Raw genomic sequence first — 13,016 nt, 5'->3', positions numbered from 1 at the left:
ACCGGATCCGGCCGGTGGTCGCCGGTCTCGCCCTGAAACTGCAGGGGCCTGTGAGGCCCGTGAGACACCCGCTGACCGGGCCATCCTGTGCTGTCTGCCGGTTGCTGGTCAGTCGCCGGAAACCGATCCGAACCCGACCACACCTTGCCGAACGCCCGGCAAAGATCGAAAGAAGGGGCTCTTAATTCGCTAGACTGCGCGAGATTGCTGTTCGCATGTGAGCCCGCGTTGCTTCGCCAGATGTTCGAAACGTCCGATTTCAGATTTCGAGATGCTGGGAGACGTCAATGAGTGGGAGCTTGGGGATTCGTTGCACTAGAACGTCGGCGTCCGAGTGATTCCGGGCGCGGACGAGGTGAGCCGCACGCTGTGCTGATCGGCGCGTTCCGGATCAGAGATATGGGCGCTGCTTCGACGTAGACGAAGTGCATAGACAGGCAATTTCGAGCACGGGCAGGGGCGGGGTCCGCCGTGTTCCGGTGCCTCCGAGTCTGAGCGAGAGGTTTAGATGAACCGAAAGTCAGCCGAAACTGCCGACAGTCAGCTTGATCTGATTCCGCTCTCGAGGGCGCAGTACGGCATGTGGCTCGCGGACAACCTGTCGGGGGGGCCGACGGTGAACATCGCACACTACATCGAAATCGAGGGGCCGATCGACCACGATGTATTCACCAAGGCGGTGAACGACGCCAGTCGCGAAACCGAATCTCTCGTCGTCCGGGTGGTCGAGTCGAACGGCGTCCCCTATCAATTCGTCGATCGCAGCATCACCTACAACGAGTCCATTCTGGACGTCAGCGGCGAGGACGATCCGTTCGCAGCGGCAATGGAATGGATGCGGCGCGATTACAACACCAAGGCTGTCGATTTGAGCCGTGACCGGCTCACCGCGACGCGGCTGATCCGGCTCGCTGACGATCACTACCTGTGGTACGCGCGTGCCCATCACCTCATCGTCGATGGCTACGCCGCGTTCAATGTCGTGACCCGAATGGCCGAGCACTACAACGCCTTGCTCGAGGGCAGGCCGCCCGTGCCGTGGGAGGCGGCCGGGTTGCGCGACATCGTCGAGACGGAGCGCGCCTACCGCGTCAGCTCGCGGTTCGAGACCGACAAGGCATACTGGCTCGGCAAGGTCGCCGATCTTCCGACGCCGGCAAGTCTGTCCGGTCGCACAGCCCGGTGGAGCAAGGTCGATCATGTCGCGGGCCTTCAGCTTCCGTCGGAATTGACCGACAAGCTCGACCGTTTCTCCGACGACCTGCACGCATCGCCCGCGCAAGTGGTCATCGCAGCCTTCGCTGCGTTCCTCGCCCGGATGACCGGTACCGACGATGTGGTGTTGTCGATGCCGGTCAGCGCTCGTGTGACGAAGGCCCTGCGCAATGCTGCCGCGATGTTGGCGAACATGGTGCCGATTCGGTTCACCGTGGACACGACGACCACGGTGGAGCAGGTGATCCGCGCGTCGGTGTCCGAACTCGTCTCCGTGATGCGGCATCAGCTCTACAGGTTCGAGGATCTGCGTCGCGATTCGAACTCGCTGGACGCGTCCGCGACCTCGTTCGGCCCGATTGTCAATATCCTCTTCTTCGACTCGGAGATTCGCCTCGGGTCGGCCGTAGGCCGCTACCGCGCACTGACTTCGGGCGCATTGGACGATCTGCAGCTGAATTTGTACCGTCCCGGGGCCGACGCGCCGCTGCTGATCGAACTGCACGGAAATGCGAATTTGTACAGCCAGGATGAACTCGATGCGCACGCAGGCCGGTTCATCGCCTTCCTGCGTCGTTTCTTGGATTCGCCCATCGCCACCCCTCTGGTCGAGATCCCGCTCGTGGACCCGGTCGAAGAGGCGCACATCGTTGGGCAGCTCGCCGGCCGCGACGGCGCAACGAGCGCAGCGACGCTCGTAGATTTGCTGACGCGGCAGGCCGTCGCCACACCCTCCGCGGTGGCCGTCGGATCGGGTGCGACCGCCCTGACCTATCGCGAGCTGGACGAGCGATCCAACCGGTTCGCCCGCACGCTCATCGCCCTCGGCGCAGGGCCGGAATCACTGGTAGCCATCGCGATGCCGCGGGACGCCGATCTCATCGTCGTTGCGCTGGCCGTCCTGAAGTCGGGTGCGGGGTACTTGCCATTGGACGTCGCGCATCCGGCCGACCGGCTGGAATATGTGCTGAACGACGCCGATCCGATCGCCGTCGTGACGACCAGCAGTATGCGCGAGCACGTGCCAGGCGATCCCGGCCGTGTGGTGCTGTTCGACAGCGCTGCCTGCGACGAGTCGGCGGCGCCGATCACGGACGCCGATCGGCCGAGCCCACTGTCCCCCGGCAACGTCGCCTACGTTATCTACACCTCCGGATCGACGGGCCGGCCGAAAGGCGTGGCGATCGCCCATCGCGCCGTCGCGACGTACCTGGTGAACGCGTGCGCCGAGATCGGCGTCCGGACCGGGGACGTGTGGACGTTGTTCCATTCGTTCGCGTTCGACTACTCGGTGTGGGAGATCTTCGGCGCCTTGGTCAGCGGCGGCCGGGTGGTCGTCGTGGACAGCCTCACCACACGCTCGCCGGACGAGGTCGTGCGCTTGGTGGCACTGGAGAAGGTGACCGTCTTCAACCAGACGCCCTCCGCGTTCCACCAATTCGCCGTGGCACGACAGCGTTACGCGGACGCCGGCGAGCCCGACGGTGAGCTGTCGATGCGACTGGTCATTCTCTCGGGTGAACGTCTCGATCCGGCGGGGCTCGCGGACTGGTACGAACACAACCCGAAGCTGCCTGTGCTGGCCAACAGCTACGGCATCACCGAAACCACTGTCTTCGTCACCTATCTCGGCCTGACACCACAGATCGCGATGCCGGGCGCGCCGAGCGCGATCGGCCCAGCGCTGCCGGGACTGCGCACGTATGTCCTGGACGAACGGCTACGCCCGGCGCCGCTGGGCGCCTGGGGTGAGATCTACGTCGCCGGAACGCAACTCGCCCGCGGCTATCTCAACCGGCCTGCACTGACCGCCGGACGGTTCGTGGCCAACCCCTTCGGCAAGCCGGGCGAGCGACTCTATCGCAGCGGCGATATCGCACGATGGAATCACACGGGGGAGCTGGAATACCGTGGCCGTGGCGATCAGCAAGTGCAGCTGCGCGGGTTCCGCATCGAGCTGGACGAGATACGCAACGCGCTGCTGACCCACAGCGCAGTCTCGGCGGCGGTCGTCGTCGTGCATCTGCCCGGCACCGAGGCGGCCCGGCTCGTCGCCTATGTCGTGCCCGTCGGCGAGATTGCCGGTGGGGCCGACACCCTGCGCACGCATGTCGCGACGATGCTGCCGGAATACATGGTCCCAGCCGTCGTCGTGGTGTTGTCCGAGTTGCCGCTGACCGTCAACGGCAAGGTCGACCATCGGGCGCTGCCCGAGCCTGTCTTCGATTCGGCCGCGGCGTACGTTGCGCCGAGCACCGTGATGGAGGAGACGATCGCGGACGTCTTCGCCGAGGTGCTGGGCTTGGAGCGAGTCGGCGTGCTGGACAACTTCTTCGAGTTGGGTGGCAATTCGCTCACCGCGACCAGCGCCGCCGTCCGGATCGCCGAGCTGACCCGATCCGAGCTGTCGGTCCGGGATCTGTTCGGCAAGCCGACCGTCGTCGAACTCGCCGCGCACATCGACGCCGAGCACCGCCCCGGCCGCCTCGCGTTGCGCGCGCAGCCACGCGTCGGGCCGGTTCCGTTGTCGCCTGCGCAGAACCGAATGTGGTTGATCAATCAGGTCGATCCGGCCTCGGCGGCGTATAACATTCCGCTGGTGGTGCAGCTGACCGGCCGTCTCGACGTCGCTGCGCTGCGCACGGCCCTGACGGATGTGATCGATCGGCACGAGTCGCTGCGCACCGTCTACCCCCTCGTGAACGGAGAAGGGACACAGGTCGTTCTGCCTGCCGAGCAGGTTGTCGCCGGTCTCGATCTGTCACCGGATCCGATCGACCCCGCCGACATCGAGCATCGGCTCCGCGACCTGGCGTCGATCGGATCCGATGTGCGGACGAGTCCGCCGATCCGGGTCACTCTGCTCGCGTCCGCGGACCGGCGCCGGCATGTGCTCGTCATCGTCTTGCACCACATCTGCTGCGACGGATCGTCCCTTGGACCGCTCGCGGCCGATGTCGTGACGGCCTACGAAGCGAGGTCGGAAGGAAAGAAGCCGGCCTGGCAGCCCTTGACGGTGCAATGTGCCGACTACAGCATCTGGCACCGCACCTTGCTCGGTGACGAGAACGATCCGGAGTCCTTGGCGGCACGCCAGTTGCGTTTCTGGGCAGCGCAGTTGGCGGGGATGCCGCCGTTGCTGGAGCTGCCCGCCGACCATGCGCGCCCTGCGCACCAGTCCATGCGCGGCGACGTCGCCGACGCCGTGATTCCGGCCGAGACCTTTGCCGGGATCGAGCGGTTGGCTCGCACAGCCAACGCCACTACTTTCATGGTCGTCCATGCCGCCCTGGCGGTGCTGCTGGCCCGGCTGTCGGGCTCGGAGGACATCACCATCGGGACGCCGGTCGCGGGCCGCGGCGAGCGTGCGCTGGAACCGCTCATCGGCATGTTCGTGAACACGGTGCCGCTGCGCACCGAGGTGCGTTCCGGCGAATCGTTCACCGCGTTTCTGGCGCGGGTGAAAGATGTCGATCTCGATGCCTTTGCCAACAGCGACCTGCCCTACGAACGCGTGGTGGACGAAATCGATCCCAAGCGGTCGACCGCGTACGAACCGCTGTGCCAGGTGTACCTCGCCTTCGAGAACATGGACCGCCCGAGCCTGGAGCTCCCCGACCTCACCGTCGAGATCCTGGATCCCGGGCCCCGACCGGCGAAGGTGGACATCATCGTCACCGTCGCCGAAAACACCGCAGCGGGAGGCGATGTCGCGCTGCGGATCGACTACGCCACGGATCTGTTCGATCGGGCGACGGTCGACGAGCTGGCCGCGCGGCTGAATCTGATCCTCGCGGCGATCGTGGCCGACCCGCAGGTCAGCGTGGGTGGTGTGAATGTCCTGTCGGGGGTCGAGCGGGCAGGGTTGCTGCCCGCGTCGGGTGGCCGTGCCGAGGCGCCGCGGGTGTTGGCGGAGTTGTTGTCGGTGCGGGACCCGGGCGCGGTGGCGGTGGTCTCGGGCGAGCGCACGGTGTCGTACGCGGAGTTGGATGCTTGGTCGAATCGTCTTGCCCGGCAATTGATCGGGTGGGGTGTAGGCCCGGGTGATCAGGTCGCGTTGGCGATGGCGCGGTCGGTGGAGTTCGTGGTGGGGATATGGGCGGTGACCAAGGCGGGCGCGGCGTTCGTGCCGGTGGATCCGCGAAATCCGGCCGATCGGGTCGCGCTCATGGTGGCCGATGCCGATGTGCGGGTGGGGATCACCGTCGAGGCTTCGCAGGACCTGCTTCCGGACTCCGTCCAGCGGTTGGTGCTCGACGAGCCGGACACCACGGTCTGCCTCGCGTCGCGGTCCGCGGCGGCGGTGACGGATGCGGACCGGGTGCGGCCCTGCCGTATCTCGGACACGGCGTACGTGCTGTACACCTCGGGGTCGACGGGGACGCCGAAGGGTGTCGCAGTCACCCACCGGGGATTGGCGAATTTCGCAGCCGAGCAGCGGGAGCGCTACCGGGTCGACGGTTCGTCGCGGGTGTTGCAGTTGGCGGCGCCGGGTTTCGACGCGGTGGTGCTGGAGTTGCTGATGGCTCATGCGAACGGCGCGGCGTTGGTGGTGTCGCCGCCAGAAGTCTTCGCGGGGCCCGGCTTGGCGGAATTGGTTCGGGCGCAGCGGGTGTCCCACGCATTCGTGACGCCGAGCGTGCTGGCGACGATGTCGCCGGACGGATTGGATTCACTGCGGGTGCTGGTGGCCGGTGGGGAGGCGGTGCCGGCGGAGACGGTCGCGGTATGGGGACCCGGCCGTCAGCTGTTCAATGGGTACGGGCCGACCGAGACCACGATCATGGTCGCGATCAGCGACCCGTTGTGTGTCGGGGACCGAGTCACCATCGGTGGCCCGATTCGTGGTGTCGAGGCCGTGGTACTGGATACCGGCCTGCAGCCAGTGCCGGTCGGAGTGACGGGACAGCTGTACGTGTCCGGAGTGCAGCTGGCTCGCGGATACCTCGACCGGCCGGTCGCTACGGCCACCGCGTTCGTGGCCAATCCATATGGTCCCCCCGGTACCCGTATGTACCGGACCGGCGACTTGGCCCGCTGGACACCGGAGGAAACTCTCGAATATCTCGGTCGCACCGACCTCCAGGTCAAGATCCGGGGTCAGCGCATCGAACTCGGCGAAATCGAGGCCGTCCTCGCCGCGCACCCCGCCGTGTCGGTGGCGGTGACGGTGGGCGTCGCGACCGACGGTGGATCGAGACTGGCCGCCTACGTCGTGCCTGCGATCGACACCGTCGATACCGCGGAGTTGCTGAGATACGCTGCGCAACGCCTGCCCTCGCACATGGTCCCGGACACGGTGATGGTGCTCGACACGCTGCCGCTGTCGTCGGTGGGGAAGATCGACCGTGCGGCGTTGCCCGAACCGGTATTCGCCGCAGGCACTGTCGAATTCGTCGCACCGCGTGACGCTACCGAGCAGCTAGTCGCCGATGTGTGTGCCTCGGTGCTGGGGATCGAGCACGTCGGTGTCTTCGACAGCTTCTTCGATCTGGGCGGCAACTCGTTGTCGGCCACTCGGGTAGCGGCGCAGCTGAGCGTGGCGTTCGGTGTCGATGTTTCGTTGCGCACGGTCTTCGATGCGCCGACCCTCGCCGCCTTGGCGGAGCATCTCCGGACCAGCGACGCGGCGGGACGGGAACCTCTTGCGCCGCAAGAGCGCCCGGTCCGAATCCCGCTGTCGCCCGCGCAGGCGCGCATGTGGTTCCTCAATCGGTTCGACACGAACTCGCCGCTGTACAACATTCCGATGGTCGTCCACATGTCGGGAGAACTCGACGTGACCGCCATGCACGCGACGATCGCGGATGTGCTCGACCGGCACGAATCCCTGCGAACCGTCTACCCGGACAGCGACAGCGGACCGCACCAGGTGGTCGTGTCGGTGGAGACGGCACTGCCCCGGTGGGAGCCGGTGCCGGTCGCGGCGAGCGAGGTCGAGGCGCACATCGCCGCGGAGGTGGCCGCGGGGTTCGATGTCACGGCCGAGGTTCCGTTCCGGATCACCTTGCTGCGCAGCGCACCTGACGACCACACCCTTGTCCTTGTCGTCCATCACATCAGCTTCGACGGGTCGTCGCTCGCGCCGCTCGCCGCGGACCTGATGACCGCGTACAAAGCCCGCGTCCGGCAACAAGTGCCGCCGTGGGCGCCGTTACCCGTGCAATACGCGGATTACGCTCTGTGGCAACGCACAATGCTCGGCACCGAGAGCGACCCCTCCCGCCAGGCCGTCGCCCAAATCGACTACTGGCGCGCGGCTCTCGTCGATGTGCCCGAGGTGCTCGACCTGCCTGCCGATCGCCCGCGGCCTGCGAAACAGTCGTTCCGTGGTGCGACCGTGTCGACGACGGTGCCCGCGGATCTCCATCGTGAGGTGATCGCGTTGGCCCGCCGCCACGATGCGACGGTCTTCATGGTGATGCACGCGGCGTACGCTGCGCTGCTGGCGCGGCTTTCGGGAACCGGTGATATCGCGGTCGGCACACCGATCGCCGGCCGCGGCGAGCCCGGACTCGATGCTCTGGTCGGAATGTTCGTCAATACGCTGGTATTGCGGACACGCATCGAGCCCGCCACGTCCTTCCTGCGGATACTCGATCAGGTCCGGGCCACCGATCTGGCCGCCTTCGAGAACGCCGACATCCCGTTCGAGCGGCTCGTCGAGGTGCTGAATCCGCCGCGCACGACAGCGCACGCGCCGTTGACCCAAGTCGGATTCTCGTTCCAGAACATCGAGATCCCGACCGTGGGGTTCGAGGGCCTGACGGTGTCGGCCCGGATGGCCGATTCGAGCGTGGCCAAGTACGACCTGCATCTGAATCTCGTCGACGCGCTGGCGCCGGACGGTGAACCGGGCGACATGGCAGTCGAATTCACTTATGCGACAGATCTGTTCGACGAGGCGACGATCACCTCGATCTTCGACCGTTACTTGCAGCTGTTGCGCGCGATCATCGCCGATCCCGCCCGCGCTGTCGGTGATATCGACCTACTGACCGCGAAGGAGGCGCGCGAGCTGATCGCGCGGTCGACCGGGGAGACGACGCGTCCTTCGTCCGCGACGATCGCCCACCTGTTCACCGCGCAGGTAGCGGCGACCCCGGGGAACACCGCGGTGATCGACGCCGAGGGCGGCGGCCGGATCGGCTACCGAGAATTCGCGGCGAGGGTGAATTCGCTGGCGCGCGTGCTGATCGGACGGGGAGTCGGTCCGGGAACCGTTGTTGCCGTGGCGATGCGTCGCTCCGTCGATCTGCTGACCACGCTGTATGCAATCCATGCCGCGGGCGCGGCCTATCTGCCGCTGGATCCTGATCACCCGGTCGACCGGGTGCGCGCGGTCCTCACCGACGCGATGCCGAGTGCCGTCCTCACCCGAGCGGTCGACAAGGCGAATCTGCCCGATGACGTGCCGGTGTGGACGTTCGAGCAGTTCGATACCGAGAGCGCGGAGACGTCGACGGTGACAGACGCCGACCGGACGCGGGCTTCGCGCCCGGACGATCTGGCGTATGTCATCTACACCTCCGGCTCGACGGGCGTGCCGAAGGGTGTGGCGGTAACGCATGCCGCGGTGGTGAATCAACTGCTGTGGCTGCGGGATCACTACGGGCTCGGCGGCGACGATGTCATGCTGTGGCGCACGCCGTTCACCTTCGACCTGTCCGTCTGGGAGCTGTTTTCCGCATCGACCTGCGGTGCGGCAGTGGTTGTCGCGGGTCCCGCCGCGCACGGCGACCCCGGCGCCGTGGCCCGGCTGATGGCCGAATATCGCGTCACGACCGTGGATTTCGTGCCGTCCTTGCTCTCCGCCTTCCTCGAGGAGGCTGCCGCACACGAGTTCCCGGATCTGCGGCGGGTGCTGTGCATCGGCGAGGCGCTGCCTGCCGACACCGTCCGTCGCTTCCGGGATCTCAGCGCGGCGCGCATCGACAATCTGTACGGGCCGACGGAGGCCGCGGTCAGCGTCACTTCCCACCGCATCGACGCGCTCGACGGCGGCGCCGTGCCGATTGGCGTCCCCGAGGCGAATGTGGTTGTGCGCGTTTTGGATTCGCGGCTGCGTCCGGTTCCCGTCGGGGTGACCGGTGAGCTGTACCTCGGCGGAGTCCAGCTGGCTCGCGGTTATCACGAACGTCCCGGTCTCACGGCGGCCACGTTCGTCGCCGACCCCTGCTCCGGTACGAGCGGTGCTCGGCTGTACCGCACCGGCGACCTGGTCCGCTGGGACGCGGGCGGCGGCCTGCGCTATGTCGGTCGCGCCGACACCCAGGTGAAGATTCGCGGTCTGCGGATCGAACTCGGTGACATCGAAGCCGCGTTGGTCGCCCACGAGCAGGTGAACGCGACCGTCGTGCAGGTGCGCACCGATCGCGGCGAGCAGCGCTTGGTGGCCTATGTGGTGGCCACGGAGGCGTTGGATGTCAAGCGGGTCAGGGGCTTTCTGCTCGAGCGGCTGCCTGCGTATATGGTGCCGTCCTCGCTGATCCGGATCGACGCGATCCCGGTCACGGCCAACGGCAAGGTCGACTACCGGGCGTTGCCGGTGCCGGATCCGGGAAATCAGGAATCCGGGTACCGCGCGCCGCAGGGACTCGTCGAGCAGACAGTCGCGGGGATCTTCGCCGACCTGCTCGATCGACCGGAGATCGGCGCGGACGACAACTTCTTCGACCTGGGCGGAAATTCGCTCGTCGCGACGCGCGCGCTGAGCCGGATAGGCGAGGTCGTCGGCGTGGCCGTACCGGTGCAGGTGATCTTCGAGGCGCCCACCGTTGCCGACCTCGCCGAACGAATCTCGCAGCTGCGTGCGGTACCGAACCTGCCCGAGCCTGCTCCGAAGCCGCGCCCGGACCGCGTCCCGCTCTCGCAGGCACAGGCGCGGATGTGGTTCCTCAACCAGTTCGATCCGGATGCACCCGGATACGTTGTGCCACTGGCGATCCGGCTCGACGGTGTCCTCGACATCGATGCGCTCGCGGCGGCCGTCGGTGATGTCGTCGAGCGGCACGAGAGCCTGCGCACCATGTATCCGGCTGTCGACGGCACGCCCACACAGGTTGTGCTCGACGCGGCCGATGTCGTCGCGACCTGGGACCCCACGCCGCAGCCGGTCGGCGAGCGTGAGCTGCCGGACCGGTTGGCCGAGTTCTCGGGCACCGGATTCGACGTGTCGAAGGGCGTGCCACTGCGCATTGCGCTGTATCAGCTGTCCGACCAGGCATGGGTGGTCGCGCTGGCCGTCCACCACATCAGTTGCGACGGCTTTTCGGTAGCGCCGCTGGCCGCCGATATCGTGACGGCCTATCGCGCGCGGTCCAGTGGCAACCCGCCGGACTGGGCTCCGCTGGCCGTACAGTTCGCCGACTACACACTCTGGCAGCGCGAGGTGCTCGGCTCGGCGGACGACCCGGACTCGTACGTGGCCCGCGACATCGACTATTGGCGAACCCAGCTGGCGGGCATCCCCGAGGTGATCGAATTGCCGGCCGATCGGCCGCGGCCGATCGTGCAGACGCAACGTGGCGCGGTCGATCTCGTCACGATACCGAGCGAGCTGCAGGGCAGATTGGAGGCGCTGGCGCGGCGATCCGGGGCGACGACGTTCATGGTCGTGCACACGGCGCTGGCGGTGTTGCTGTCGAAGCTGTCGGGCAGCGACGACATCACCATCGGTGTGCCCTCTGCGGGCCGCGGTCACCGATCGCTCGACAACCTTGTCGGGATGTTCGTCAATACCTTGGTGATGCGTACCCGGGTCACGGCGGATCAATCGTTCTCCAGCCTGCTGAACCAGGTGCGGCGCACCGACATCGAGGCCTTCGACCATGCCACCGTCCCCTTCGAGCAGGTGGTGGAGGCGGTGAATCCCGCGCGGTCGACGGCCCATACGCCGTTGTTCCAGGTCATGCTCGCCTACCAGAACATGGGGCAGGCGCGTGTCGAACTTCCGGGTCTCACCGTCGAGAACGTGGATCCGGGCGACAGTGCCGCGATCTACGACCTGCTGCTGATGATGACGGAGGGGCACGGGACCCACAACGAGCCGACCGGCATGACGCTGCGCCTGACGTATGCCACGGACCTTTTCGATCAGGACTCCGTACGGCGTTTCGCCGAACAATTCGTGCGCGTACTCGACGCTGCCGCGACCGATGCCGATGCGGCGGTCGGCGGGATGGAATTGCTCGATGCCGCGGAGCGGCACCTGGTGCTGGAGCAATGGAACGACACCGCCGCTCCCGCCGCGGCAGGCCGGACACTGGCCGACGCCTTCGACCAACAGGTCACCCGCACCCCGGATGCTCCGGCGATCCGCGTCCCCGACGGCACCGTGTTGACCTATCGGGATTTCGACACCCGCGTCAACCGTCTCGCCCGGTGGCTCATCGCACGCGGTGCGGGCCCGGAAACTCTTGTGGCGGTGGGCATCCGGCGATCGGTCGAGCAAATCACGGCACTGTATGCGGTGGTGAAGGCGGGGGCCGCGTTCCTTCCGATAGATCCGGACAATCCCAGCGCGCGCATTGCCGGTGTACTGAACGCGGCCCGGCCGCTGATGGTGCTCACCACCTCCGCGGACGGCGACGAACTTCCGGAAGGGTTCGAGACCGCGCGGATCGATCGAGTGGACGTGGCCGGTCTTCCCGATGGCCCGATCACCGATGCGGAGCGCCGCGCGCCGCTTCGGCCTGCCACTGTGGCCTACGTCCTGTTCACCTCCGGCTCCACCGGCGTTCCCAAGGGCGTCGCGCTGACCCATGCCGCGACCGTGAGCCAGTTGGCGTGGGCACAGCAGCAGTGGCCACACGACACGTCCGACACGGTCCTGTACAAGACTCCGATCACGTTCGACATCGCGGTGTGGGAGTTGTTCTGGCCGTTGCAGACCGGTGCGCAGATCCTGGTCGCCGAACACGACGGGCACCGCGACCCGGCGTACCTCGCAGGCGTCATCGCGCGACACCGGATCAGTACCGTGCACTTCGTCCCCTCGATGCTCGACGTTCTCCTCGAAACCGCCGCAGGCACGGAGCTGCCGTCGATCCGGCGAGTACTCGTTGCCGGTGAGGCGCTGGCGCAGCGCACCGTCGACGCCGCGGCGCGCGTGTTCGCGAAGGCCGAGGTGGTGAACTGGTACGGCCCGGCCGAGGCGGAAGTCGTCACGGCCGCACGCTGCTCGGCGGGTGTGACGACCCGTGCGATGGTCCCGATCGGCACGCCGGTGTCCGGCATGCGGGTCTACGTTCTGGACTCGCGGCTGCGGCCGGTGCCGGTGGGTGTGGTCGGCGACCTGTACGTCTCGGGTGTCCAGCTGGCGCGCGGCTATCACGCTCGTGCCGATCTCACCTGCGGTGTCTTCGTGGCGAACCCGTTCGGTGCGGCGGGCGCGCGGCTCTATCGCACCGGTGACCTCGTCCGGTGGACGAAAGCCGGCGAGCTGGAGTACCTGGGCCGCAGTGATTTCCAGGTCAAGGTCCGCGGTCAGCGGGTCGAACCGGGTGATGTCGAAGCGGCGCTGTCCGCGCTCCCGGATGTCGCACGCGCCGTCGCTGTCGCCACGGCCGAACACATCGTCGGATACGTGACACTCGTCGCCGGTGCGGTGACCGATGGGCGCGCGATTCGCGACCAGCTCACCCGCGCACTGCCGTCGTACCTGGTTCCAGCCGCTGTGCAGGTGCTCGATGCGATGCCGCTGACACCGAACGGCAAGCTCGATCGACCTGCCTTGCCGCAGCCGGTATTCGACGACGGCGAGGAATTCGTGCCGCCTCGCACCGAATACGAAGCGGCCC

General features: G+C 67.1%; 1 protein-coding gene. It reads left to right on the top strand.

Annotation, left to right across the window (positions count from 1 at the left end):
• Positions 1–508: 508 nt before the first annotated feature.
• A partial coding sequence (locus tag NL1_RS22660) for a non-ribosomal peptide synthetase (protein ID WP_156094992.1) occupies positions 509–13,016 on the top strand: 12,508 nt, incomplete at its 3' end.

This window comes from Nocardia lijiangensis NBRC 108240, from assembly GCF_001613045.1.
GTDB lineage: Bacteria > Actinomycetota > Actinomycetes > Mycobacteriales > Mycobacteriaceae > Nocardia > Nocardia lijiangensis.
This window is presented reverse-complemented; position numbering and strand designations above follow the sequence as displayed.